Here is a 24,485-nt window from a genome sequence, read left to right as displayed (position 1 = left end):
ACTTCACTGACGACACGTATCCTGTGAAGCATGGCGAACGGCAGTAAAGCGGGCAAAGCAGGTAAGCCCAGCAAAGAAGCAAAGGCGGCGGCGAAAGCTGCCCGTAAGCAAGCATCGAAAGAGCGTCGCGGCCAGTTGTGGCAGGCGTTCAACATGCAGCGCAAGGAAGACAAGCTTCTTCTGCCGCTGATGATCGGTGCCATCGTCGGTATCGGTCTCGTGCTGTTCCTCATCGGCTTGTTCTTCGGTCTGCAGTGGTTCCTTCTGCCCATCGGACTACTTGTCGGAGTCCTCGTGGCCTTCATCATCTTCGGCCGTCGGGTCCAGAAGTCGGTGTACACCAAGGCCGACGGGCAGGCGGGCGCAGCTGCGTGGGCTCTGGACAACCTGCAGGGATCCTGGCGCGTGACCAACGCGATTGCCGGAACGACTCAGCTCGACGCGGTGCACCGCGTCATCGGCAAACCCGGGATCATTCTCGTCGCGGAAGGCGCGCCACAGCGTGTGAAATCACTTCTCGCCCAAGAGAAGAAGAAGACTGCGCGGATCGTCGGCGATACCCCGATCTACGACATCGTCGTCGGCAACGGGGAAAACCAGGTTCCGCTCTCCGGTCTCCAGAAGTATCTGACGAAGCTGCCCAAGAACATCGACAGCAAGCGCATGGACACCATCGAGTCCAGGCTCTCGGCACTCGGCACCAAGAGTGGTCCCGCTATGCCGAAGGGACCGCTCCCCGGTGGCGCCAAGATGAAGGGCGTTCAGCGGACGATCAAACGTCGCTGATCGCTAACGAACCCGCACCATCGCGGTGCCCGTCGCCCGGTCGTGCATACCGCGACCATCATGGTCCGAGATCACGGCCGGGACGACAAAGATGATGAAAAACGTTCGCACCAGTGCTCGCACAAATCCGACGCGGGCCTGCGCATCCACACGCGCCACCTGAATTCCGGCTACCAGTTGGCCTGGCGTGAACGAAAAGACACTCACCGAGCCGACCCCGATAACGAACCAGACCAGCAAGGTCAAGCTGGAGACCTGAACCGCAGCCCCGGTCGCGCCGACGATCAGTGCCGAGACTCCCATCGACATCAACCAGTCGAGCAACAGAGCGCCGGAACGACGGCCGAGCCCTGCTATCGCGCCCGGGCCTTCCGCTGGGAGTCCGAGTCGCTCTCCTGGAAACTTCTGCTCGGTTTCGTCCTCGGATCGAGCAGCCGAGGGTCCGGACAACCAAGAACCTGTCATTCGCGCCATGGACACCAGGATAGGCGTCGAGGTGAACACGCAGATCGGCCGTCACCGTAGTGTGTGCGGTGAGTACGATTCTTTTTTCTTCTGCCCGCCTGGAGAGTGTCGTGGCTCACTCGAGTACACGCACTGATGAAACCACGTGTAACACGGGCGAAACACAAGCTTGACCGGCGGGCAACACCAGGTCCATAACGTTTGGTCGACGGACTCAACAAAGGAGCAACAGCGTGGCGTTCAGCACGGCCGAAGAGGTCATCAAATTCATCGCCGACGAAAGTATTGAATACGTCGATATCCGTTTCACGGATCTGCCAGGTATTCAGCAGCACTTCTCGATCCCGGCTTCTGCCTTCACGCAGGATGTCTTCGAAGACGGCCTCGCGTTCGACGGTTCGTCCGTACGTGGCTTCCAGTCGATTCACGAATCCGACATGATGCTCCTGCCCGACGTCTCGACGGCGCAGGTCGACCCCTTCCGGGCCGCGAAGACGTTGAATATGAACTTCTTCGTTCACGATCCGTTCACCCGCGAGTCCTACAGCCGTGACCCGCGCAATGTCGCTCGTAAGGCCGAGGAGTACTTGCTCTCCACCGGTATCGCGGATACCGCGTTCTTCGGCGCCGAGGCCGAGTTCTACATCTTCGACTCGGTCAATTACGACTCGAGCATCAATGGCGCCTTCTACGAACTCGATTCCATTGCGGGCTCGTGGAACACCGGTAAGAAGACGAACGCCGACGGCAGCCCCAACCTCGGTTACAAGGTCCGCGCCAAGGGCGGGTACTTCCCCGTGGCTCCGTACGACCACTTCGTGGATCTTCGCGACGAAATCTCCACGAACCTCACCAATGCAGGCTTCGAACTCGAGCGCGGACATTCGGAGGTCGGCACCGGCGGCCAGCAGGAGATCAACTACAAGTTCAACACGCTGCTCGCTGCTGCGGACGACCTGCAGCTGTTCAAGTACATCGTGAAGAACACCGCGTGGAAGAACGGCAAGTCGGCCACCTTCATGCCGAAGCCTTTGTTCGGCGACAACGGCTCGGGCATGCACGTGCACCAGTCGCTGTGGAAGGACGGCAAGCCCCTCTTCCACGACGAGGCCGGATATGCCGGACTGTCGGATCTGGCTCGCCACTACATCGGCGGCATTCTCCATCACGCACCGTCGCTGTTGGCGTTCACCAACCCGACCGTCAACTCGTACCACCGTCTGGTGCCGGGCTACGAAGCCCCCATCAACCTCGTGTACAGCCAGCGGAACCGTTCGGCCGCAGTCCGAATCCCGATCACGGGAAACAACCCGAAGGCCAAGCGCGCCGAGTTCCGCGCACCGGACTCCTCGGGCAACCCGTACCTCAACTTTGCCGCCCAGATGATGGCCGGCCTGGACGGGATCAAGAACAAGATCGAGCCGCTGGCTCCGGTCGACAAGGATCTTTACGAGCTGCCGCCCGAGGAAGCCAAGAACATTCCTCAGGCACCGACGTCGCTGGAAACTGTCATCGACCGCCTCGAGGCCGATCACGAGTACCTGACCGAGGGCGGCGTCTTCACCACGGACCTGATCGAGACCTGGATTTCACTCAAGCGTGAGCAGGAGATCGCTCCGATCAACCTGCGGCCGCACCCGTACGAGTTCAACTTGTACTACGACGTGTGATCCGCACTCTGCGTTCACGTGTGATCCACACGTAGCTTTCGCTTCACCAGAGCCACCCGCCCTTGCCATAGAGCAGGGCGGGTGGCTCTGTTCGTGGGCAGAGTTGTATGTACGCACGGTAACGAGATATCGAAAACAGGTTTGAATCCGAGGGACATCAGCCATTCTCGAACTAAGAGACTGGCCGGATTCTCCAAAGAAACCGTGTATTCGGAAAGTTGGTGGGTTTACCTTCAATGGACGCGCTCTGGAATTTCGTCTCCGGACGACGACAACAGCTGTTGACAGATTCATATCTTCACGTCTCTGCCGTCATCCAGTCGATCATCATCGCCACGATCATCGCGGTCATCGTGGGAATTGCTGTCTACCGCTCCCCCGCGGGATCCGCGATCGCGACGGCCCTGGCAAGCACGATTCTTACCATCCCCTCCTTCGCCCTGCTCGGGTTGCTGATTCCGATCCTCGGGTTGGGGGTGGCCCCGACCATTACTGCACTGGTTCTGTACGCGCTCTTGCCCATCGTCAGAAATACGATCATCGGCCTCGCAGCGGTCGACCCCGCAGTGACCGATGCTGCTCGCGGAGTCGGTTTGAATCGTGCCCGTATTCTCGCCCGGATCGAGATGCCGTTGGCATGGCCGTCCATCTTGGCAGGCATGCGGGTCAGTACGCAGATGATTTTCGGCATCCTCGCCATTGCGGCGTACGCGAAGGGACCCGGACTCGGCAACCTCATCTTTTCGGGCCTGTCTCGCGTCGGTAGCCCCACGGCTGTTCCTCAAGCACTGGTCGGCACCGTTCTGATCGTCATTCTCGCCTTGATTGTCGACGGCATCCTCGTTCTCGTCGGCCGTCTTACAACCTCGAAGGGCATCGCGTGACCCCAACAGCTAACAATCAGAACGTCTCGGGCGTCGAGATCGTGCTCGAGTCCGTCAGCAAGCGCTATCCCGGCCAGAAGGCCGCAGCGGTGGAGAACGTGTCGTTGACCGTTCCTGCAGGCGAGATCGTTGTCTTCGTCGGGCCTTCCGGCTGCGGCAAGACCACCACGATGCGCATGATCAACCGACTCATCGAGCCTTCCTCGGGAAAAATCACCATCGACGGCAAAGACGCTTTGTCGATCGACCCGGACGAGTTGCGACGGGGAATCGGGTACTCGATTCAGCAGGCCGGGCTGTTTCCGCACCTGACGATCGCAAAGAACGTCGGGACAGTGCCTGGACTGATCGGGTGGGACAAGAAGCGGATCGCGGCCCGGACTGACGAGATGCTCGACCTCGTGGGGCTGGATCCGGATACCTATCGAGACCGCTATCCGCGTCAGCTGTCCGGCGGTCAGCAACAACGCGTCGGTGTGGCGCGAGCGCTCGCTGCGGATCCGCCTGTGCTGTTGATGGACGAGCCCTTCGGCGCGGTGGACCCGATCACCCGAGGCCTGTTGCAGGACGAGTTGATGCGGCTGCAATCCGAACTCGGCAAGACGATCGTCTTCGTCACGCACGACTTCAACGAGGCAGTCAAGCTCGGAGACCGCATCGCCGTCCTGGGTGATCGCTCGACCATCGAGCAATACGACACCCCGGAGGCGATCCTCGCGAATCCTGCCAGCGACATGGTGGCTGGATTCGTGGGCGCGGATGCGTCCCTGAAACAGCTGACGCTCACTCGTATTCGTGACGTTCGCCTGATTCAGTGTCCGACCGCCAAAGAAAGTGATCCCGTTGACGGGATCCGCGCGAAGGTCGCGACCCGCAAGTGGCCGTGGGGACTGATATTGGACGAACGCAACAGGCCGCTTCGCTGGGTTGGTCCCGCTCATCTGGCACACGCGTCTTCACTGCGGGGAATCGGTGTGCCGGTCGGCGAACTGGTGTCCATTCAGTCCACGCTTCAGGATGGGTTGGAAGCGCTTCTCGCCGAGAGCACCGCATCGACGGTCGTCACCGGTCTTCGCGGTGAGTACGTCGGGTTGATTTCGATCGATGTTCTCGTCGGCCATCTGCAGCAGATGCGCGAAGCCCACGAGCACGATCACGACGACGATGATGCCGATGCCGATGCCGATGGAGTCAGTGGGGAGTTGCCCGCATGACCGCATCCGTGGACAGTCTCCTAGCGGCCGAAATGGACGCGGCACCAGACGAAGGTGCCTCGGAGCGAAATGCTGTCAAACGCGCTGATCGCCTACGCCTGCTGGTGCAACCCGCCATCGTTCTGATTCTGGTTGTCGGCGTACTTGTCTGGGCCTTCAGTCGTGATCTGACCGCGACTCAACAGGGCAGCATTACTGCCAGCAACCTCGCCACGCTCACCTGGCAGCACATCTTGCTCACCGCGGCAGTCGTGATCATCGTCGTAATAATCGCCGTCCCGCTGGGAACTCTGCTCACCCGACCCGGATACACCCGTCTCGCACCATTTTTCGTGGGCATCGCCAACATCGGCGCGGCTGCACCTGCAGTCGGTTTGCTGGTCCTCTTCTACCTGGCGACGCGTCAGACCGGTTTCTGGATAGGCGTACTGCCCATCGCCTTCTACTCGTTGCTTCCGGTGTTGCGCAATACGATTCTGGGATACCAGGAGGTCGACAAAACACTCATCGATGCCGGCCGCGGTCAAGGGATGTCCTCGTTGACAGTGCTCCGAAGGCTCGAGTTCCCGATGGCAGTGCCGTACATTCTTGCCGGCCTACGCACATCCCTGGTCCTCGCGGTCGGAACGGCGACGCTGTGTTTCCTCGTGAGTGCAGGTGGGCTCGGCATTCTCATAGACACCGGATACAAGTTGCGCGACAACGTCACCCTGGTGACCGGTGCCGTACTTGCTGTGTCCCTGGCACTGTTCGTCGATTGGCTCGGCGCGCTGGCCGAGCAGTTCCTGGGCCCCAAAGGATTACGATGAAGAAGACGACCACAGTATTCGCTCTCGTCATGGCGGGAGCACTTCTAGCCGGCTGCGGGCTCGAATCCGGGGGCGCGGTTCCGCTTTCGGTCGGGCCGGCGAGCATCCAGCCGGTTCCCGAACTCGAAGGCGTCAAGATGACCGTCGGCTCCAAGGACTTCACCGAACAAATCACGCTTGGATACATAATCGAGTTCGCAATGGCCGCCGCCGGTGCCGAGGTCCGGGATCTAACCAACATTCAGGGCTCCAACAGCACACGTGACGCCCAACTGAACGGGCAGATCGACCTGACGTACGAGTACACCGGCACCGGGTGGATCAACTATCTCGGCAACGAGACACCGCTACCGGACTCGACCGAGCAGTACGAAGCGGTGCGCGACGCCGACCTCGCAGCAAACGACATGGTGTGGGAACCTCCCGCCCCGATGAACAACACCTACGCACTCGCCATGAACAAGCAGACGGCCGAAGAAACGGGTGTCAAGACGCTGTCGGACTACGCCAACCTCGTTCGAACCAACCCGTCGGCAGCCACAACCTGCGTCGAAACCGAGTTCAACGTTCGTCAGGACGGCTACCCCGGCATGGCAGCCAAGTACGATTTCGATCCGAATCTTGCGCCTCGGCAGATACTGCAGACCGGCATTATCTATCAGGCCACCGCCGACGGAACTCAGTGCAAGTTCGGTGAGGTGTTCACTACCGACGGACGAATCCTCGCGCTCGATCTCGTTCTACTCGAAGATGATCGAGCCTTCTTTCCGAAGTACAACCCATCACTGATCATGAGGAAGGACTTCGCCGACGCCCATCCCGAGGTGCAGGAAGTCATGGCACCGATCACCGCGAAACTGGACGACAAGGTCATGACCGAATTGAACCGACAGGTGGACGTCGAGGGCAGGGAGCCCGCCGACGTCGCACGCGACTGGCTCGTCTCCGAAGGCTTCGTCACCACTGGCTGAACGACGGTGGAGTGGTCAGGCCCCGAAGGTCCGCTCCACCACAGCCTTTGCGCGACGCGTCACACGTAGGTAGTTGTCGAGGAACTCCCCTGCATCGGCGTTCTTCCATCCGGCCACCTTCGCGACGGCGGAGAGAACGTGCCCCGGTGCAGGAAGTTGGTCCGTCGGCTTTCCACGCACGAGTACGAGTGCGTTGCGTGCCTTCGTTGCGAGAATCCATGCTTCACGCAGCAATTCGATGTCGGTCTCGCTCATCAACTCGGCCGCGCCGATTGCGTCGAGAGTTTGCAGGGTCGAGGTGTTGTGCAGTGACGGCACGTCGTGCGCATGCCTGAGTTGGATGAGCTGCACTGTCCACTCGATGTCGGCGAGCCCGCCTCTGCCCAGCTTGGTGTGGGTGGCGGGGTCGGCGCCTTTGGGGAGACGCTCGGAGTCGATTCGCGCCTTGATGCGACGGATTTCCCGTACGGACTCCTGGGAGACACCACCTTCTGGGTATCGCACTTTGTCGACCATGAGCAGAAACTTGATGCCGAGATCCTGATCTCCGGCAACCTGATGGGCACGCAGCAACGCCTGGACCTCCCAGGCCTGGGCCCACTGCGCGTAGTACGCCTTGTACGACGCGAGAGTCCTGACCACCGGCCCGTTTCGGCCTTCCGGCCGCAAACCGGTGTCCACCTCCAACGGTGGGTCGGTACTCGGCGCACCGAGTAGCTTGCGAATCCGATCGGCAATACCGTTGGCCCACTTGACGGCGACACTGTCGTCGGAGCCCTCGACGGGTTCGCATACGAACAGCACATCTGCATCGCTGCCGTAGCCGAGTTCTCCGCCGCCGAGTCGGCCCATTCCGATCACAGCCAGGCTGGCAGGAGCCGGCTCCCCACGTTCGGCTTCACTCGCCCGAATGGCAGCTGCCAGTGCAGCGTTGATCACAGCGGCCCATACCGAGGACAAAGCGGTGCACACTTGCGGCACATCGAGCATGCCGAGGATGTCGGCCGACGCTACCCGCGCAAGCTCGTGTCTACGCAGAGACCGCGCGGCGTCGATGGCACGAACCGGATCGTCGTACCGACCCGAAGAAGAAAGGATCGCTCGATATGTTTCCTCGGGTTCGACGTCGAGAAGCCTTGGGCCGGTCGGGCCGTCAGCGAAGAGTCTGATGACCTCGGGAGCTTTGATGAGCAGATCCGGGACGTATGCCGAAGATCCGAGAACGATCATCAAACGCTGAGCGACGGCACCTTCGTCGCGCAGTATCCGCAGAAACCAGGTTTGGTCCTGAGCGGCCTCGCAGAGTCGGCGGTAGTTGAGTAGGCCGGCGTCCGAGTCCGGTGTATCGGCAAGCCATTCGAGAAGTGTCGGCAGTAGCACCGCTTGAATCTGACCACGTCGCGCACCTGAACCGACGAGCGCGCGCAGGTGCCCGATTGCGTTCTGAGGGGCGGCGAAACCCAGCGCCGAAAGTTGCCGCACGGCTGCTTCCGGAGTCAATCTGACGGTGTCGGAATCGAACCGCACGACGGAATCGAGCAGGGGTCGATAGAACAGTTTCGCGTGCAGCCTTCGGATCCGGAGCGCGTTGCGTTTGATCTCGGCAGTCAGCACTCCGAGCGCATCACGATTGCCGTCGGAACGCATGTGCGCTGCTCGGGCGAGCCAGCGCAGCGCTTCCTCGTCGTCCGGCGGCGGCAGAGTGTGGGTTCGCTTCATCCGCTGAAGCTGCAGACGGTGTTCGAGTAGCCGTAGGAACTCGTAGGACGCGGTCAGATTCGCGGCGTCGTCGCGCCCGACGTATCCCCCGTCGCTGAGCGCAACCAGGGCGTCCACGGTGCCGAGAACTCGGAGAGTTTCGTCGGTGCGGCCGTGGACGAGTTGCAGTAGCTGCACTGCGAACTCGACATCCCGCAGGCTTCCGCGACCGAGTTTGATCTCGCGTTCACGGAGCTCGGGTGGAACCATCTCCTCGACGCGACGGCGCATCGCGCGGACCTCGGGAACGAAGTCCTCCCGCTGCGAGGCCAACCACACCATCGGGTTGAGTGCGGCGACGTAGCTGTGACCGAGCTCGAGGTTCCCGGTCATCGGACGTGCTTTGAGCAGAGCCTGAAACTCCCAGGTCTTGGCCCACCGCTTGTAGTAAGCGACATGCGAATCGAGGGTGCGGACCAGTTCGCCACGTTTGCCCTCCGGCCGAAGCGCTGCATCGACCTCGAAGAACGCCGAGGAGCCGATCCGCATCATTTCGCCCGCGATCCGACTGGCAACCGCATCCGCTGGTTCCGCCACGAACACGACGTCGACGTCGGAGACGTAATTGAGCTCTCGTGCACCGCATTTGCCCATTGCGATCACGGCGAGTCGGGTCGGCATCGGATCGTCCGGGCAGACTGTCGCAACAGCGACAGCCAGCGCTGCGGTCAAGGCAGCGTCGGCCATGTCGGAGAGCTGATTTCCGACGAGCTGATACGGCACGACAGGTTCGTTTTCCACGGTGGCAGCGAGATCCGCCGCGGCGAGAACCATCACTTGGTCGCGGTAAGTTTTTCGCAGGGCAACAACGGCATCGGGTCCGGTCAGACCTGCCCGGTACAACTCCGGTGAGGCATTCGGACCGGTCTCGGGCTTTGCATCGACAGCAGCCAAGAGTTCGTCGGTGAGCTGCTGTTTGCTGGGTAGTTCCACTCGCGCAGAGGGACCCGTGGCGCGGCCTGCGGGTGTGCTGAGCAGACGCCACGTATCCGGATCGGAAACAAGGTGATCGGCGAGCGCGCTCGAGGCACCGCAGAGACCCAACAATCGACCGCGAAGGCCCTTGTCCGAACGCAAGGCCTGGTCGACTTCCGAGAAGCCGTCGCCGAGCAAATCCTGCAGCCTCGTCAGTGTCCGCAGTGCGAGATCCGCGTTGGCTGCACGCGACAACGACCACAGTAGTTCGAGACTGTTCTCGTCGACCCACCCGAGCTTCTGTAGATCAGCGGGCGCAGTGGCCTCGACCAGACCCAGACGTCCTGGCCCTGGGACGATCGAACGTGATGTGGGTGGACGCACCATCAGCGAACACCTCGACTCTGGCGTAACACAGGTTCACCTCACCGCGGGCGGGAACTAGCTCTTACTCGAACGAAGTAAAATCTAGCCCATCACGCCGGCATCCGATGACAGTGCGCAGATCACAATCCCAAGTAGGCCTTCAGCTCGTACGGCGTGACATGCGAGCGGTATTCCTCCCACTCCCGACGCTTGTTGCGCAGGAAGAAGTCGAAGACATGTTCGCCGAGGGCTTCGGCGACGAGCTCGGAGCCTTCCATGGCGTTCAGAGCCTGATCGAGGTTGCCTGGAAGCTCCTTGTAACCCATGGCGCGACGCTCGGCGGATGTCAACGCCCACACGTCCTCTTCTGCCTCTGGTGGCAACGTGTAGCCCTTTTCGATGCCACGCAGACCGGCAGCGAGCAGGACCGCGAAGGCCAGGTAGGGATTGCAGGCGGAATCGGGGCTACGGATCTCGACGCGACGAGAGGACGCTTTGTTCGGGGTGTACATCGGAACCCGGATGAGTGCCGAGCGGTTGGAGGGTCCCCACGACGCTGCCGTCGGTGCTTCGCCACCGCGGATCAACCGCTTGTAGGAGTTGACCCACTGGTTCGTGACGGCGCTGATCTCGTTGGCATGTTCGAGGATTCCGGCGATGAACGACTTGCCGGTCTCCGAGAGCTGCATGGGGTCGTCCGGATTGTGGAACGCATTGGTGTCGCCCTCGAACAGGCTCATGTGCGTGTGCATCGCCGAGCCGGCCTGATCACTGAACGGCTTGGGCATGAACGTTGCCCGGACGCCCTCGGCGATCGCAACTTCCTTGACCAGGTAACGGAAGGTCATGATGTTGTCGGCCATCGACAGTGCGTCGGCATAGCGGAGGTCGATTTCCTGCTGACCGGGCGCGGCTTCGTGATGGCTGAACTCGACGGAGATGCCCATCGACTCGAGCGCATCGATGGCGTGACGGCGAAAGTTCGGCGCCGAGTCGTGCACGGCCTGATCGAAGTATCCACCGTTGTCGGCGGGCGTGGGCGGCGATCCATCCTCTGGGGAGTCCTTGAGCAGGAAGAACTCGATCTCCGGATGCACGTAGCAGCTGAACCCGAGGTCTGCGGCCTTGCTCAGTTGACGCCGCAGCACGTGGCGCGAATCAGCCCAGGACGGCGAGCCGTCGGGCATCGCGATGTCGCAGAACATCCGCGCCGAATGCTGATGCCCCTTGCTGCTCGACCAGGGCAGGATCTGAAAAGTCGACGGATCGGGCTTGGCAACGGTATCTGCTTCGGAGACGCGGGCGAATCCCTCGATAGCGCTTCCGTCGAAGCCGATCCCTTCGTCGAAGGCACCTTCGAGTTCCGCGGGGGCGATGGCGACCGATTTCAGATAGCCAAGAACATCGGTGAACCATAGGCGGACGAAGCGGATGTCGCGCTCCTCCAGGGTCCGAAGCACGAATTCCTTTTGGCGATCCATGTCCGCGAGACTAAGCAAACCGCGTTAAATCTGTGTTACATCGTGATCTCGGTCTCACGTCGGACGCATCTCAACGGCCACACCGGGGACGTGAAGCTCGCGTCAGCACACCAGATCGTTACCGGTGGGAACCAGGTCGACGAGATACTCGACCAACGGATCGTCGACGCATTCCTCGCCGGAGAAGGCGACCGTATGTTGGGTTCCTTCGTAGGTGATCAGGTCCGCGTCGAGTTGGCGGGCAAGGTCGACGCCTGCCTGGTACGGCGTGGCCGGGTCGAATGTCGTGGACACGACCACCAGCTTCGGTAGCCCCTCCGCCGAGATCGTGTGCGGACTTCCGGTATTGGGTACCGGCCAGAATGCGCACAGGTCGAGAGGCGCGTTTCCGGTCCCGCGGCCGTCGTCGAGGAAGGGGGCGGCCTGTCGGTACCGCGTGTCGGCCTCGTCGGCCTCGGCCCGGTCGACGACCGGTGGATCATCGACGCACCGAATCGCATTGAATGCGTCGTCGAGATTCGCATAAGATCCGTCCTCGAGCCTTCCGCTGTACGAGTCGGCCAATCGCAGGAGCGTGTCGCCGCGGCCGTCCCGCAATTCGCTCAGTCCTGCTCGAAGAAGCCGCCACAGGCTTTCGGAGTAGAGCGCCTGCTGAGTCCCTGTCAAAGCGTCGTCGTAGCTCAGTCCACGCGGGTCCGTGGTCTCGGCAGGACGCTCGATGAGTGGGTCGACAAGGGCACGGAACTGTCGGTTTGCGTCAGCGACGTCGGTGCCGAGCGGACAGGACGGTGATAGCGCGCAATCCGCAGCGAAACCGTCGAATGCGCCTTGGAAGGCTGCTCCCTGCTCGACGGCCTCGTCGACGGGACTTTGCTCTGGATCGAGTGCACCGTCGAGCACCATCGCTCGCACGTTGCCGGGGAACGCCTCGGCGTACGCAGTTCCGATTCGAGTGCCGTACGAGTAGCCGACGTAGGTGAGCTTCGCGTCCCCGAGCACCGATCTGATCACGTCCATGTCCTGGACCACCTCGCGCGTTCCCACGTGCTCGAGCAGATCCTTACCACTCCTCGCTGCACACTTGGCGGCGTAGTCCTGATGCTCCGCTTCCGATTTCGCAATACCCTCCGGCGAAACGTCGACGTCCGGCTCGCGTCGCTCCTCTTCGATCTCTTGCGTGGTCAGGCACCGCACGGCAGGAGTCGATGCACCGATTCCGCGCGGATCGAAACCGATTCGATCGAAGCGTTCGGACAACTCCGATCCGTCCGCCTGCGTGGACATATACAGACCTGACGCCCCCGGACCACCTGGGTTGAACAAGATCGAGCCGATCTTGTCCCCGCTTGCCAGCGTCCGCGAAATGGCGATCTCGGCCTTCTCTCCGGTCGGCTCCTCGTAGTCCAGTGGAACCGTGACCTTCGCGCACTCCATATCGCTACGAAAATTCGTTCCGTCGGTGTCGTACGAATCGCAGGGCCCCCACTCGGGCGACTGCGTGTAGAACTCGGCGAGGCCGTCGGGGACGATTCCGGCCCCGGGCTCGAAAGATTCGACGGAGGATGAAAGCCCCTCGGCTTCCGGGGTGCCCTCGGTTGTCGAGCTCTGCGCACATCCCGCCGCGGCCATCAATCCCGCCGCGCCCAGGGCTACCATCCGGACCAGCGGAGTGCGACTCGTTCTCATTCCCACGATGGTGCCAGACCTTCACGTGCGCGCTGCTCACGTAGGACAGCGGCGAACCAAGCGTCTGCCATGCACGACTCGTGGCCCGAGCCTCACGGTGTGACGGATTGCACTGCCGACTGCCCTTCGGTCGAGTAGACGCAGGTGGCAGACTGAGGGCGTCATCAACCCCATCCCGGGGACCCGAAATCGGGCCTCGAGGAACCGAAAGGGACAAAGATGTCCGACAACACTATTTACGGTGGATCCGACGCATCCGTATCCGGTCTCACTCGCAAGACCCGCACCCACCATCTTCTGCAGATGAAGGCCGAGGGTGAGCGCTGGGCAATGCTCACCGCTTACGACTACTCCAGCGCACGGATCTTCGAGGAGGCCGGCATTCCAGTTCTGCTCGTCGGTGACTCCGCAGCCAACGTCGTCTACGGCTACGACACCACCGTTCCCATCACCATCGACGAACTCCTCCCCCTCGTTCGCGGAGTCGTGCGTGGAGCCCCCAACGCACTCGTCGTCGCAGACCTCCCCTTCGGCAGCTACGAGGGCTCCCCGCAACAGGCGTTGGCCACAGCCACCAGATTCATGAAGGAAGGACTCGCCAACGCCGTCAAACTCGAAGGCGGGGAACGCGTCGCAGATCAGATCGCTGCCATCACCGCCGCGGGTATTCCGGTCATGGCACACATCGGATTCACTCCGCAAAGTGTGAACGGCCTCGGCGGATTCCGCGTTCAAGGACGAGGCGATGCCGCAGACGCACTGGTCGCCGATGCCATTGCCGTCCAAGAGGCGGGTGCGTTCTCTGTCGTCATGGAGATGGTTCCGGCCGACATCGCCGGTCAGGTGTCCCGCAAGTTGACCATCCCCACTATCGGAATCGGCGCGGGCAACGAGTGTGACGCACAAGTTCTCGTGTGGCAGGACATGGCCGGCTACACCAACGGCAAGACGGCGAAGTTCGTCAAGAAGTTCGGCCATGTCGGAGACGAACTCCGATCTGCGGCCTCGTCGTATCTGTCCGAAGTGCGCTCCGGTGTCTTCCCGGGACCCGAACACAGCTACTGAGTTACCTCGGGTGGCGTGAGCTGATTGCGGGGGCCGAACGAGATGGCACACTCGTTGCCATGAACTCAGCTACAAAGGCCCAGTCCAGGTTTCGTCGAGTTACCCGAGTCGTCGTTTCTGTTGCGGGCGCGGTAGCAGTGTTCGCTGCTACCGGCGCTTGCGGTACGGATACGACGACCACCGGTTCGTCGTCGACACTGACCCCAACGGACCCACCCACCACGGCCACCTCCCCCTCAGGTGCAGCCGGAATCACCGAACAGCAGAGCCAGCAGCTGTGCAGCGATCTCGATGCGCAGCTGCAGGAATGGAGAATTCAAGGCCCGACAATCGGTCGTGGCGGTCTCAATATCGTCGTCCAGACCTGGGCGGCGCAGAGCGGCACCATCAATCTTCAGGTAGTGCAGAACCGCTCGATCGTCGACGAAGTGACCATCGCTACCTGCCCGGATACCCGTGCAGAAGCCATGCGGTCGCTCGAGATTCCTGATCTCGCATCCGGTCTCGTCGGGTTCTGACGCGTGACGTCGACATCACCGCGAGAGCTGTATCCGCCGCTCGAACCGTTCGACGGCGGTCTCCTCGACGTAGGCGACGCCCAGCACATCTACTGGGAGGTCAGCGGTAACCCAGCGGGAAAACCGGTTGTGTTCGTTCATGGCGGGCCGGGCGGCGGAAGCGGCCCGACGCAGCGCCGTTACTTCGACCCCGCGGTGTATCGCATCGTTCTGTTCGATCAGCGGGGCTGCGGGCGTTCCGAGCCGCACATCGCTGACGGCGGAGATCTGGCGGTGAACACGACCGATCGACTCGTCGCCGACATGGAAAAGTTGCGAACGCATCTCGCTATCGATCGGTGGCTCGTGTTCGGTGGTTCCTGGGGTTCGACTCTCTCGCTCGTGTACGCACAAACTCATACCGAACGAGTCAGCGGTTTGATCCTCCGAGGAATCTTTCTTCTTCGACGCAGTGAGATCGACTGGTACTACAACGGTGGTGCGGGCCATATCTTTCCGGAGCAGTGGGACAAGTTCCTCGCACCGATCCCGAAGAACGAACGCGACGGGGACTTGGTCGAGGCGTACCACCGCCTGCTGACTTCCGAGGATCGTGACATCGCGACCTCGGCCGCGGTCGCTTGGTCGGCATGGGAAGCCTCTACCAGTTATCTCATTCCTCGGCCGGATCAGATTGCGCAGAACGAGGATCCACGATTCGCACTCGCGTTCGCGGGTATCGAAAATCACTACTTCCGCAATGCGGGGTTCCTTCGGGACAACCAATTGCTCGACGACGCGCACAAGTTGAAGGGCATCGACGGAATCATCGTCCAGGGACGGTATGACGTCGTGTGCCCCGCGACGAGCGCATGGGAACTCCACAAGGCCTGGCCCGGCGCCGAACTCGTGATGGTCGACGACGCCGGCCACTCGGCCGCCGAGGGTGGCATAGTCCACCATCTGATCGAGGCCACCGATCAGTTCGCGTCTCTACCCGATTCGTAGGAGAAGCCGATTCGACGGGAGTCGGTGTCGGCGACGGTGAGCCGCACCGTCACCTTCTCCCCTTCGGGTGGATTGCCTGCGCATTTGCTGATGACGATCGGGTCGTGAACGAAGACTTCCGCCTCGCGCTTGTCCTCGGCCCCGCGAAGCACCAACGCACCGAACCGTTCACCGACGCGGCCTGCGAGAATGGCCGCTTCAGCGAGATCGATGCACGCCCGATCTACCTTGGACGCAACGGAATCGGATTTTCGCATGGTCGCCGCAAGTTCGGGGAGGGCGCTAGCTGCCCACTCCGGTACCTCCGTTCCCGCAACCGTAGCCAAACACACCTCGGTGGCGAACCGGTCCGACAGTCGACGTAGCGGTGCCGTCACATGGGCGTACGGTGCTGCAATGCCGGAGTGCTCGCTGAGTTTCGGCGCCGCGCCGTCGAACGCCGCGTAGTCGGCGCCGCGAAGTAGCCCTGTCGCCTGGGTCATCATTGCCAACGTTTCGGGTTCATCGGCAGGGAGAGCAGAGAGCACTGCGCCGGCCGATACACCGTCCGGCCAATCGATTCCGAGCATCGAGGCGGTGTTGCGCAATGTTGCCAACGCCGTGTCGGTTGCAGGAGGAAGTGTGCGTAGCAATCCGATGCCAGCATCGAGCATGATCCGCGCGGCACACATTCCGGTCAGCAATGACACTTCGGCGTTCCAGCCGTCGACCGAAGTTCTGGCCTGAAGCTCGATTCGCCACGAGTCTCCGTCGGGAACCACTTCCTGTTCGGGCAACGTGATGTCCACAGCACCCCGCCGAATCGAAGATTCCGCTCGCAGCCGCCCGAACTCGTCCAGACATGCAATCGACGGATGCGGACTCCCGGCATCGAATCCGGACTGTACTCCGGCGTAGTCCAGTCGCGCGATCGACCGGACCGATGCTCTGGACACCGTCCACGACGTCGGCTCACCGAATTCGTCCAGCTCGATCCTCCACAGCGCGACCGGCCGAGTCTCGTTCGGCAACAAGCTCGCCGAACCCTCCGACAGGACCCGCGGATGAAGCGGAACCGAACCGTCCGGGAGGTAGAACGTCTGTCCGCGTTCACGCGTCTGAACATCCAGCGCTCCGCCAGGGACGACTAGTGCTCCGACATCTGCTATCGCATAGTGAAGCACGAAACCGGTCGGCGACTTCTCGATATGTACAGCCTGATCGAGATCCATCGACCCGGGCGGGTCGATGGTCACCAGCGGGATGTCAGTGCGATCGACGCGGTCACCGACGAAACGATCCGTAGCCGACCGAGCCTCCGAGAGAGCGCCTACGGAAAACTCGTCGCGGAGGCGGAACTCGGATCTGATCGCACGAAAATCGAACGCCGGTGCTGTCAGACGGGTCAGTAACACCGGTCAGTTTTTCCAGTCGTCGTCAGCCTTGTCCGCAGCCTTGTTTCGCTCGGCCGCGATCGTCAAAGCGCGCTCGGCGGTCTGGCGGTCGGGGTAAGGCCCCATCCGGTCCAATGCACCGGATTCCTTGCCCTGAGCCACCGACTTGGTGCGGATGTCGTAGAACCAGGCGTCATCGTCATTGCTCATGTTCACAGTCTGCCCGAAGAAGCCGACTTAGCCTACGACCCCGGCCCTCGATATAAAGCTCATTCCGCAGGCTCCACTCCCGACGAGTGCGAACGAGTCGGTATATAAGCCGGATCCTGTGATCCTTACCTTGCCGAGGCAAAGAAAGGACCGACGGCCATCCATCTGGGCACACCGTCGCCGGGTACCTCGAGCAGTCCACCCGCAGGCTCGGGCGAGCAGCCCTCGAGCACCTGCGCAGCCGAACCTTCGCTAGAAGGTACGGCCTTCGACCTTGCTCCGGGCGGGGTTTACCTAGCCACCCCAGTCACCTGGGGTGCTGGTGCGCTCTTACCGCACCGTTTCACCCTGACCCACACCACGAATCCCGAAGGAAGCGTGATGCGGGCGGTCTATTTTCTGTGGCACTGTCCCGCGAGTCACCTCGGGTTGCCGTTAGCAACCGCCCTGCTCTGTGGAGTCCGGACTTTCCTCGGCCTGGAGCTTGGCAGAATCGCTCTGCCAGTCCTCCGAGCCGCAGCCGTCCAACCGACTCGTTCGCGAGATGAACTCTACTGTGTCCTCGCTCCGAACTACAGTTTCACGTATGAAGCACGTCGTCCTTCTTCGCGGAATCAACGTAGGTGGCATCAATATCAAGATGATCGAACTGCGCGCGGCCTTGACATCCGCGGGATTCGACGACGTTCGAACAATCCTCGCGACAGGCAACGTTGTGCTCGAAAGCACGCTACGTGCACCCGAAGTGAAGAAATCTGTAGAGAAGATTCTGTCGGCGACCTTCGGATACGAAGCGTGGGTGATCGTTCTGGACGTGTCGTCACTGCAGTCGATCATCGAAAGCTACCCGTTCGACGTCGAACGGGACGGCTGGCATCCGTACGTCATCTTCGGCAACGATGCCGACCATCTGCGCGAAGTGGCAGGTATAGCAGACACTCTCGACCCCGAACTGGAATCACTCGCCCCGGGCAACCGCGTCGTGTACTGGGAAGTGGTGCGGGGCCACACCACCGACAGCCGCGTCGGGAAACTTTTGGCCAAGGCGAAGTACAAGCCGACCACCACTACTCGTAATCTGCGCACGCTCGTCAAGATGCTGGCGTGAGCGTTGTCGCTGTGGCACTGGTTGCCGCAGTGTTGATCTTCGCGATCTTCGCACCACGTTCGCTACCGGAGATCACGATCGCAATCCCTGCCGCGGTTCTGACACTCCTGCTGGGACTGGTGACCGTTGCCGATGCACGCGAGCAGATTCTCGAACTGCTGCCGACGGTCGTATTCCTGGCATTCATTCTCGTACTGGCTCATCTGGCAGACGCACTCGGATTGTTCGCCTGGGTCGCATCGATCATGGCGCGATCCGCGAAGGGAAGCCCGCACCGGCTCCTCCTGTCGGTATTCCTCGCTGCTGCAATCACCACCGCAGTATTGAGCCTCGACGCGACGGTGGTACTTCTGACACCTGCGGTCATCGGTGCGGCACGGGCGCTGCGGATGCCTGCACGTCCGCACAGTTATGCCACTGCGCACCTGTCCAATTCGGCATCGACGCTTCTGCCTGTGTCCAATCTGACGAATCTACTGGTGTTCGCGGCGACGGGATTGACGTTCGCACATTTCGCTGCGCTGATGGCACTGCCGTGGATTGTGGCGATCGTCATCGAAGGTGCCGTGTTCTGGGTGTTCTTTCGCAAGGACTTGGTGCGCACAGAGGCAGTGGTGAGCGCAGAGGCAGTGGACCCGACGCCCGATGTGGCTGCACCGATCGGCACGCTCGTCGTCCTGGGGATCACTCTCGTGGGTTTCGGTGTGTCCGGAGTTTTCGGTATCGAACCGTTCTGGGTAGCGGCAGCCGGATCGGTTGTCCTCGCCGTTCCGGCATTGCGCGGTGGGTTCACCGTTCCCCGGCGAATCCTGCGGGCAGCGGATCTGAAGTTCTGCGGATTCGTGCTGTTGCTGGGCATTGTCGTCGGAGGTGTCACGTCGGGACCCATCGGCCGGTGGCTCGGCGATATCCTCCCGACCGAGACCACGTTCCTCGGCCTGCTCTCGGCGGCCGCTATCGCTGCTGTCGCGGCCAACGTCGTCAACAATCTGCCCGCGACGCTGATGCTGTTGGCAGCGTTCGGCCCGTCGGCGTCGCCCGGTCTACTGCTCGCGATGATCATCGGGGTGAACCTCGGACCCAACCTCACCTACGTCGGATCGCTGGCCATCATGTTGTGGCGTCGAGTGGGGGCCGCCAACCACGAGCCCGCAGACCTGCGGACCTTCACCGCACTCGGCCTCGTCACGACTCCGCTGACCATTCTCGGTTCGACGGCCGCGCTCTGGCTGGTGCTACTTGTGTAGGTAGGACGTCTCGTTCACCAGGCGAACCGAGGCTCCACCGTCCGGGTAGAACTCCGCGATGCTCAGGGAGGCCAGATCGAGGTGCAGCCGGTAAAGGATCGACGGACCGACATCGAGCGCCAGCTGCAGCAACAACTTGATCGGTGTCACGTGTGTGACGACAACTACGGTGGATCCCGCATGCGCGGAAATCAGTTTCTCCCGTGCCGACTGGACCCTGTCGCGAACACTGTCGAAGCTCTCTCCGCCCGGCGGTGCCACCGATGTATCTCCGAGCCATTTCCGATGCACATCCGGATGATTCTCGCCTGCCTCCTTGAAGGTCAGGCCCTCCCAAGCTCCGAAATCCGTTTCGGTCAGCTCATCAAGAGTCGAGACGCGAAGCCCCATCTTGGCGGCGAGGGCGCCTGCCGTCTGCTGCGCTCTCGCCAGCGGCGAGGCGACGATCGCGGCAATGTCGTCACGCTGCGCGAGATACGCCGCGGCGGCCGATGCCTGCCGCGCACCCAGTTCCGTGAGAACCGGATTTCCGCGCCCGGAATATCGGCGTTCGACGGACAACGGTGTCTGACCATGACGCAGCAGCAGCAAACGTGTCGGTGCACCGACGGCACCGGTCCATCCCGGTCCACCCGACTTGTCGGCAATCGGAGCAGCCGACTTCTCGGCCACCGGCGCTGTCGGCCTGTCGGCCACATGCACGGTAGGCTCGCGTTTTTTACCCGCGGCCGCGTCCATCGCCTCGTTCGCGAGTCGATCCGCATGGGAGTTCTCGGCCCGTGGAATCCATTGGTACGACACTCGATCGAAGCCGCGGACAAGAGCGGCCGCCTCGCGATTGAGCGGAATCATATCCGGATGCTTGACCTTCCACCGACCCGCCATTTGTTCGACGACCAGCTTCGAGTCCATCCGTACGTCGACCTCACGGGCTCCGACGTCAGCGGCCGCAGTCAGACCGGCGATGAGGCCGCGATACTCGGCCACATTGTTGGTCGCGACGCCGAGCGCAAGGCGACGTTCAGCCAGAACCTCGGAGCGATCCGAGGACAACACGACCGCGCCATATCCAGCTGGTCCTGGATTTCCCCGAGAGCCGCCGTCAGCTTCTACGATCACACGGGTGTGGGCTGCGGAACTCAAATTCCGGACTCCTTCGTCCGCACGAGAATCGCGTTGCACTCCGAGCATCGGACGAGTTTGTCAGCCGGCGCGGCGGCGATTCGAGAGATCTCCCCACGATCCAGCTCGATTCGGCACGCGCCACAACGGCGAGCCTGAAGTAGAGCGGCACCGCGGCCGGACAGCGCGCGTTGCTTCTCGTAGATCGCCATCAGATCTTCGGGGAGGCCTGACGCGAGTTCGGTTCGGCGGGCAGTCGCGCGTTGCTCGGCGGCGTCGATGTCCGCTACTGCATCATCGCGGCGCCGACCCGAATCGATGAGTTCGTCCTCGATCTGCGTCACCTGCGCACCGGCATGGTTGTAGTCGGTCTGGGACGCCTCACGACGTTCCATGACCTCGAGAAGCTCCTCTTCCAACAGGCCTTGGCGTCGTTCGAGGCTAGCGAGCTCGTGCTGCAATTCCGACATTTGTTTGGGTGCGATCGTTCCGCTGTCCAGCATCTTGCGGTCGCGGTCTTCGCGCTGACGGACAGCGTCGACTTCGTTTTCGAGTTTCTTGATATCGCGGTCGAGATCGTCCATCGACATCTGGACCGTGACGGCAGCGTCTCGACGTGAGACTCGCTCGGCCTCGAGCTTCTCGAACTCGGTCTGCTCCGGAAGCGTTCTACGCCGATGAGCGATCTGCGACAGTTCGGTATCCACTGAGGCCAGTTCGAGAAGTGAGGCCTGCACTCGGGGGTCGACATTCACGCGTGATGACTCCTGCGACTATGGAAGTTGATTCGGTCGAACCTTACCGGCTCGCGCACCGACGGCGGACAAGAGTTGGTCGAGGGACTATTTGGACGCGGTCGGCGCCGCGCCGAGGGTCCAGGGGTCGGTTCTCGTTCCACTGACGCGGCTCCCCCATCCTGCGGTCTCGGCAAATGCTGCGTCGACGATGCTGCGGGCCTGCTCACACCATGGGTACTCCGACGCCCAGTGCGCCACGTCGATCACCGCAGGGCCACCGGCGCGAAGATGTTCGTCGACGGGATGGTGCCGCAGATCCGATGTGAGGTAAACGTCGACTCCCAATGCCCGAACGGCGTCGAGAAACGAATCCCCCGCGCCACCGCACAGCGCAACAGTCCGCACCACGGTGTCGGGATCACCGGCTGTGCGCACACCCCACGCCGTATCCGGCAGTGCACGGCGCACCCGTTCGCTGAATTCGCGAAGCGTGGTCGGCGACGCGAGCGTGCCGATCCGTCCGAGGCCGGTCGAGGTCGGCAGGCGGGCCTCCTCGAAGATGTCGAATGCGGGCTCTTCGTAAGGGTGCACCGCGGTGAGCGCAGCGAGGACGGTCTGCCGCGCCGACGCCGGGGCAACCACTTCGATCCGGTCCTCGGCCACCTGCGCGAGTCTGCCGACTGCACCGATCGCCGGTTCGGCCCCGACCTCCGGACGAAACTGGCCGATGCCTTCGACGGTCCAACTGCATTCGCGGTAATTACCTATCGCACCTGCGCCCGCGCCGAACAACGCCGAGCGAACGGCGGAACTGTGGGTCTTCGGAACGAGAACGACCCACTTGTCGACTGTGGGCGCGTCGATCGGCTCGATGGGACGCGAAACGGCGACCCCGAGGACCGCGGCCAAAGCGTCGGATACGCCGGGATCGGCGGAGTCCGCGTTGGTGTGGGCGGTGAACAGCGCACATCCCGCCTTGACGAGTCGGTGGATGAGGGCACCTTTCGGCGTATTCGCCGCGACGGTGTCGACTCCGCGCAGGAGCAGCGGGTGGTGTGCGACCAAGAGATCGGCGCCCCACTCGAGTGCCTCGTCCACGACGTCCGCGGTCGCATCCACGGTGTACATCACCTTGTGCACCTTCTCGGATGGGTCTCCGCACACCAGGCCGACCGAGTCCCAACTTTCGGCGAGCCGAGGGGGGTATGCAGCGTCGAGCACCGCCACCACGTCGGCCAACTTCACTGTCTGATCGGTCATGCTGATTCTCCCTCTGCACGTGCTCTGGCCAGAGCTTCGACGAGTATGTCGACCTGTTCTCGCCCGCGGACCGCCACCCGCAGGTGGTCGGTGGTCAAGCCTGGAAAGGTGTCGCCGCGCCGCACTGCCACGCCTTGGGTGCGTAATCGAATCCTCAGGTCTGCGGCACCGGGCATTCGCAACAGCAAGAACGGGGCGCGGGCGCCGGGGGCGACGTCGATACCGAGGCTTCGCAGTCGGTCGGTCATTGATGCCCGGTCGGCGGCGATAGTCTCGGCCTTCGCCGCAGCCGCGTCCACTGCTGCGGGTTCGCTGCATGCGGTGATCGCCTCTATCTGGAGAGTGCCCAGCGGCCAATGTGCTCGGCCGCGGGTCAACCTGGCCAGCAGGTCGGGGTGTCCCAGTGCGTAACCGCATCGCAGACCCGCCAGCGCCCAGGTCTTGGTCAGACTTCTCAGCACGAGGACGTCGGGAAAGCTCGTCGACGCCAGTGAGTGCTCCTCCCCCGTTATCGCGTCGGCGAATGCCTCGTCCACGACCAGCACACGCCCGGGCCTTCGCAGGGCCAACAGTGCCTCGCGTTCGTGGAGAACCGAGGTCGGATTGGTGGGATTGCCGACCACCACCATGTCCGCTTCGTCGGGAACAGCTGCGGGATCGAGCCGATACGGCTCCGGCAGGAGAACCTGAACGGTAGCGACGTCTGCTTCTCGTAACGCCCATTCGGGCTCGGTGAACGATGGGTGCACGACGGCCGCGAGACGCGGCTTCAGTCTCGGCAACATGGCGAATCCTTCGGCGCCCCCGGCGAGCAGAAGGACCTCTTCCGGTGACCGACGGTGGCGTCGTGCCACCATCTCGCGGGCCGCGCGATCAGCTTTCTCGGTCGGATAGGCACCCAGCTTTGTGAGACTCGCAGTGAGGCGCGTCCGTAGCCACTCCGGCGGAGCGGTGCCTTGAACGTTGACTGCGAAGTCGACCATACCGTCATCGACCTCTGCGTCACCGTGGTGACGCAGAGGTGACAGTGCCGCCAGTTCGGAGAGTTCGTTCATTGCCGGTGAGCGTAGTCGGCGGCCTCACCGATATGGTTTTCGTCATGACAAAGCTCGACCGACCGACTACCCGCGCCCAGGTCGTGCTCTTCGATCTCGATGGAACCCTCACCGATTCTGCACCCGGGATTCTGGCGGGATTCCGCCACTCGTTGGCCACCGTCGGAGCGCCCGAACCGACGGAGAAGCAGCTGGCTCTGGTCATCGGTCCGCCGCTGCTCGATTCGTTCCGAACGATGGGGCTTGCCGAGGACGTGGCACAGCGGGCGCTCGCCGCCTACTTCGAGCGTTACGACGCGCAGGGCTGGGCCGAGAATTCGGTCTTCGACGGCATCGAGCCGGTCCTGGCAGATTTGAAGGCTCGCGGCGTCCGGTTGGGCGTCGCCACATCGAAGTCGGAACGGTTCGCGCACCGCATTCTGGACCACTTCGGGCTGTCGGGGTACTTCGAGTTCATCGGTGGAGCGAGTAACGACGGTGCACGCAGATCGAAGCCCGATGTGATCGCGCATTCGCTGCGCAATCTCGGTCTCGTTCCCAAGGAGGTGTCCGATGGCGGGACCTCCGGCGTTCTGATGGTCGGCGATCGGGATCACGATGTTCACGGCGCGGCTCGGTTCGGCATTCCTACGGTCTATGTCGATTGGGGTTACGGCATCGAAGGCGAGGACGATGACGCGTCGTTCGTGGTGACATCGATGGACGAGCTCGCAAAGGTGCTCGGTGACAACACCGAATAGTGCGGTCCAAGGCAGCTGTGCCCAGACTCGTGGATTGGGCCACCGGACGCCTCTGAGC

22 protein-coding genes and 1 other RNA gene are annotated in these 24,485 nt (G+C 62.3%); 12 read left to right on the top strand and 11 right to left on the bottom strand.

Features of this window, described 5'->3' with window-relative positions; all coding sequences use genetic code 11:
* Positions 1-30: 30 nt before the first annotated feature.
* Positions 31-786: a DUF4191 domain-containing protein gene (locus E5720_RS19400; protein WP_136171983.1), complete on the top strand. Its 756-nt coding sequence runs from the start codon at positions 31-33 to the stop codon at positions 784-786.
* 3 nt (positions 787-789) lie between these two features.
* Here the strand turns inward: E5720_RS19400 and E5720_RS19395 are convergent, their stop codons facing one another.
* The gene (locus E5720_RS19395; RefSeq protein WP_136171982.1) at positions 790-1,260 is read right to left on the bottom strand and encodes an RDD family protein; all 471 of its coding nucleotides are present in this window, start codon (positions 1,258-1,260) and stop codon (positions 790-792) included.
* 224 nt (positions 1,261-1,484) lie between these two features.
* Here E5720_RS19395 and glnA (E5720_RS19390) point away from each other — a divergent pair, with 224 nt between their 5' ends.
* The 5 genes from glnA (E5720_RS19390) (at position 1,485) to E5720_RS19370 (ending at position 6,799) form a co-directional block, all read left to right on the top strand.
* On the top strand, positions 1,485-2,921 hold the full coding sequence (gene glnA / locus E5720_RS19390; RefSeq protein ID WP_136171981.1) for a type I glutamate--ammonia ligase: 1,437 nt from the start codon (positions 1,485-1,487) through the stop codon (positions 2,919-2,921).
* 236 nt (positions 2,922-3,157) lie between these two features.
* Positions 3,158-3,805: an ABC transporter permease gene (locus tag E5720_RS19385; protein ID WP_084346664.1), complete on the top strand. Its 648-nt coding sequence runs from the start codon at positions 3,158-3,160 to the stop codon at positions 3,803-3,805.
* On the top strand, positions 3,802-5,019 hold the full coding sequence (locus E5720_RS19380) for an ATP-binding cassette domain-containing protein (protein WP_136171980.1): 1,218 nt from the start codon (positions 3,802-3,804) through the stop codon (positions 5,017-5,019). Before E5720_RS19385 ends, E5720_RS19380 begins: the two co-directional genes overlap by 4 nt.
* 32 nt (positions 5,020-5,051) lie before the next feature.
* Positions 5,052-5,828, top strand: a complete 777-nt coding sequence (locus tag E5720_RS19375) for an ABC transporter permease (protein WP_247596358.1) — start codon at positions 5,052-5,054, stop codon at positions 5,826-5,828.
* Positions 5,825-6,799, top strand: coding sequence for a glycine betaine ABC transporter substrate-binding protein (locus E5720_RS19370; protein WP_136171978.1), 975 nt, complete (start codon positions 5,825-5,827; stop codon positions 6,797-6,799). Before E5720_RS19375 ends, E5720_RS19370 begins: the two co-directional genes overlap by 4 nt.
* A 15-nt stretch (positions 6,800-6,814) precedes the next feature.
* On the opposite strand, the gene E5720_RS19365 is transcribed toward E5720_RS19370, so the two are convergent.
* From E5720_RS19365 to E5720_RS19355, 3 genes are all read right to left on the bottom strand, one after another.
* Positions 6,815-9,859, bottom strand: coding sequence for a bifunctional [glutamine synthetase] adenylyltransferase/[glutamine synthetase]-adenylyl-L-tyrosine phosphorylase (locus tag E5720_RS19365; protein WP_136171977.1), 3,045 nt, complete (start codon positions 9,857-9,859; stop codon positions 6,815-6,817).
* Positions 9,860-9,978: 119 nt separating this feature from the next.
* Complete coding sequence (glnA, locus tag E5720_RS19360) at positions 9,979-11,319, bottom strand: type I glutamate--ammonia ligase (RefSeq protein ID WP_084346669.1); 1,341 nt, start codon at positions 11,317-11,319, stop codon at positions 9,979-9,981.
* A 102-nt stretch (positions 11,320-11,421) separates the two neighbouring features.
* Positions 11,422-13,005 (bottom strand): alpha/beta hydrolase, encoded by a 1,584-nt coding sequence (locus E5720_RS19355; protein ID WP_247596058.1) that lies wholly within the window; start codon positions 13,003-13,005, stop codon positions 11,422-11,424.
* Between the two features lie 219 nt (positions 13,006-13,224).
* Between E5720_RS19355 and panB the strand changes: the two genes are divergently transcribed.
* Genes panB through pip form a run of 3 tightly spaced genes read left to right on the top strand, consistent with a single transcriptional unit; the run spans position 13,225 to position 15,575 of the window.
* A complete protein-coding gene (gene panB / locus E5720_RS19350) occupies positions 13,225-14,070 on the top strand; it encodes a 3-methyl-2-oxobutanoate hydroxymethyltransferase (protein WP_136171976.1) in 846 nt (281 codons plus the stop codon).
* Between the two features lie 59 nt (positions 14,071-14,129).
* Positions 14,130-14,588 (top strand): hypothetical protein, encoded by a 459-nt coding sequence (locus E5720_RS19345; RefSeq protein WP_136171975.1) that lies wholly within the window; start codon positions 14,130-14,132, stop codon positions 14,586-14,588.
* 3 nt (positions 14,589-14,591) lie between these two features.
* Entirely contained in the window at positions 14,592-15,575 is a 984-nt protein-coding gene (gene pip / locus E5720_RS19340; RefSeq protein ID WP_136171974.1) for a prolyl aminopeptidase, read from the top strand.
* On the opposite strand, the gene E5720_RS19335 is transcribed toward pip, so the two are convergent.
* The 3 genes from E5720_RS19335 to rnpB all read right to left on the bottom strand — a co-directional run bounded on the left by E5720_RS19335 (position 15,548) and on the right by rnpB (position 17,694).
* Positions 15,548-16,969, bottom strand: a complete 1,422-nt coding sequence (locus E5720_RS19335) for an RNB domain-containing ribonuclease (RefSeq protein WP_136171973.1) — start codon at positions 16,967-16,969, stop codon at positions 15,548-15,550. The genes pip and E5720_RS19335 overlap by 28 nt on opposite strands.
* A gap of 3 nt (positions 16,970-16,972) precedes the next feature.
* Entirely contained in the window at positions 16,973-17,158 is a 186-nt protein-coding gene (locus tag E5720_RS19330; protein WP_136171972.1) for a hypothetical protein, read from the bottom strand.
* An 89-nt stretch (positions 17,159-17,247) separates the two neighbouring features.
* Positions 17,248-17,694, bottom strand: an RNA gene (rnpB, locus tag E5720_RS19325) — RNase P RNA component class A.
* A 50-nt stretch (positions 17,695-17,744) separates the two neighbouring features.
* Between rnpB and E5720_RS19320 the strand changes: the two genes are divergently transcribed.
* Both E5720_RS19320 and E5720_RS19315 read left to right on the top strand, forming a co-directional pair.
* The gene (locus E5720_RS19320; protein ID WP_136171971.1) at positions 17,745-18,266 is read left to right on the top strand and encodes a DUF1697 domain-containing protein; all 522 of its coding nucleotides are present in this window, start codon (positions 17,745-17,747) and stop codon (positions 18,264-18,266) included.
* Positions 18,263-19,513, top strand: coding sequence for an ArsB/NhaD family transporter (locus tag E5720_RS19315; RefSeq protein ID WP_136171970.1), 1,251 nt, complete (start codon positions 18,263-18,265; stop codon positions 19,511-19,513). The genes E5720_RS19320 and E5720_RS19315 overlap by 4 nt, the downstream gene beginning before the upstream one ends.
* Here E5720_RS19315 and E5720_RS19310 read toward each other — a convergent pair.
* The 4 genes from E5720_RS19310 to cobC form a co-directional block, all read right to left on the bottom strand.
* Positions 19,502-20,656 (bottom strand): bifunctional RNase H/acid phosphatase, encoded by a 1,155-nt coding sequence (locus E5720_RS19310; protein ID WP_247596057.1) that lies wholly within the window; start codon positions 20,654-20,656, stop codon positions 19,502-19,504. The genes E5720_RS19315 and E5720_RS19310 overlap by 12 nt on opposite strands.
* On the bottom strand, positions 20,653-21,390 hold the full coding sequence (locus E5720_RS19305; protein ID WP_168708388.1) for a C4-type zinc ribbon domain-containing protein: 738 nt from the start codon (positions 21,388-21,390) through the stop codon (positions 20,653-20,655). The genes E5720_RS19310 and E5720_RS19305 overlap by 4 nt, the downstream gene beginning before the upstream one ends.
* Positions 21,391-21,477: 87 nt before the next feature.
* On the bottom strand, positions 21,478-22,632 hold the full coding sequence (locus E5720_RS19300; protein ID WP_136171968.1) for a Nif3-like dinuclear metal center hexameric protein: 1,155 nt from the start codon (positions 22,630-22,632) through the stop codon (positions 21,478-21,480).
* A complete protein-coding gene (cobC, locus tag E5720_RS19295) occupies positions 22,629-23,687 on the bottom strand; it encodes an Rv2231c family pyridoxal phosphate-dependent protein CobC (RefSeq protein WP_210729911.1) in 1,059 nt (352 codons plus the stop codon). Before cobC ends, E5720_RS19300 begins: the two co-directional genes overlap by 4 nt.
* Positions 23,688-23,731: 44 nt before the next feature.
* On the opposite strand from cobC, the gene E5720_RS19290 reads away from it, so the two are divergent.
* Positions 23,732-24,427: an HAD-IA family hydrolase gene (locus E5720_RS19290; RefSeq protein ID WP_136171967.1), complete on the top strand. Its 696-nt coding sequence runs from the start codon at positions 23,732-23,734 to the stop codon at positions 24,425-24,427.
* The last annotated feature ends 58 nt before the right edge of the window (positions 24,428-24,485 follow it).

The organism is Rhodococcus sp. PAMC28707 (assembly GCF_004795915.1).
Taxonomy (GTDB): domain Bacteria; phylum Actinomycetota; class Actinomycetes; order Mycobacteriales; family Mycobacteriaceae; genus Rhodococcoides.
The sequence above is the reverse complement of the archived record's forward strand: the minus strand, read 5'-3'. Positions and strand labels throughout refer to the sequence as shown.

Excerpts from the sequence above, each read along its gene's own strand:
- E5720_RS19400 (WP_136171983.1), top strand. The coding sequence starts at position 31 with ATGGCGAACGGCAGTAAAGCGGGCAAAGCAGGTAAGCCCAGCAAAGAA.
- E5720_RS19395 (WP_136171982.1), bottom strand. The coding sequence starts at position 1,260 with ATGGCGCGAATGACAGGTTCTTGGTTGTCCGGACCCTCGGCTGCTCGA.
- E5720_RS19385 (WP_084346664.1), top strand. The coding sequence starts at position 3,158 with ATGGACGCGCTCTGGAATTTCGTCTCCGGACGACGACAACAGCTGTTG.
- E5720_RS19375 (WP_247596358.1), top strand. The coding sequence starts at position 5,052 with ATGGACGCGGCACCAGACGAAGGTGCCTCGGAGCGAAATGCTGTCAAA.
- E5720_RS19370 (WP_136171978.1), top strand. The coding sequence starts at position 5,825 with ATGAAGAAGACGACCACAGTATTCGCTCTCGTCATGGCGGGAGCACTT.
- E5720_RS19365 (WP_136171977.1), bottom strand. The coding sequence starts at position 9,859 with ATGGTGCGTCCACCCACATCACGTTCGATCGTCCCAGGGCCAGGACGT.
- glnA (WP_084346669.1), bottom strand. The coding sequence starts at position 11,319 with ATGGATCGCCAAAAGGAATTCGTGCTTCGGACCCTGGAGGAGCGCGAC.
- E5720_RS19355 (WP_247596058.1), bottom strand. The coding sequence starts at position 13,005 with ATGAGAACGAGTCGCACTCCGCTGGTCCGGATGGTAGCCCTGGGCGCG.
- panB (WP_136171976.1), top strand. The coding sequence starts at position 13,225 with ATGTCCGACAACACTATTTACGGTGGATCCGACGCATCCGTATCCGGT.
- E5720_RS19345 (WP_136171975.1), top strand. The coding sequence starts at position 14,130 with ATGAACTCAGCTACAAAGGCCCAGTCCAGGTTTCGTCGAGTTACCCGA.
- E5720_RS19330 (WP_136171972.1), bottom strand. The coding sequence starts at position 17,158 with ATGAGCAATGACGATGACGCCTGGTTCTACGACATCCGCACCAAGTCG.
- E5720_RS19320 (WP_136171971.1), top strand. The coding sequence starts at position 17,745 with ATGAAGCACGTCGTCCTTCTTCGCGGAATCAACGTAGGTGGCATCAAT.
- E5720_RS19300 (WP_136171968.1), bottom strand. The coding sequence starts at position 22,632 with ATGACCGATCAGACAGTGAAGTTGGCCGACGTGGTGGCGGTGCTCGAC.
- cobC (WP_210729911.1), bottom strand. The coding sequence starts at position 23,687 with ATGAACGAACTCTCCGAACTGGCGGCACTGTCACCTCTGCGTCACCAC.
- E5720_RS19290 (WP_136171967.1), top strand. The coding sequence starts at position 23,732 with ATGACAAAGCTCGACCGACCGACTACCCGCGCCCAGGTCGTGCTCTTC.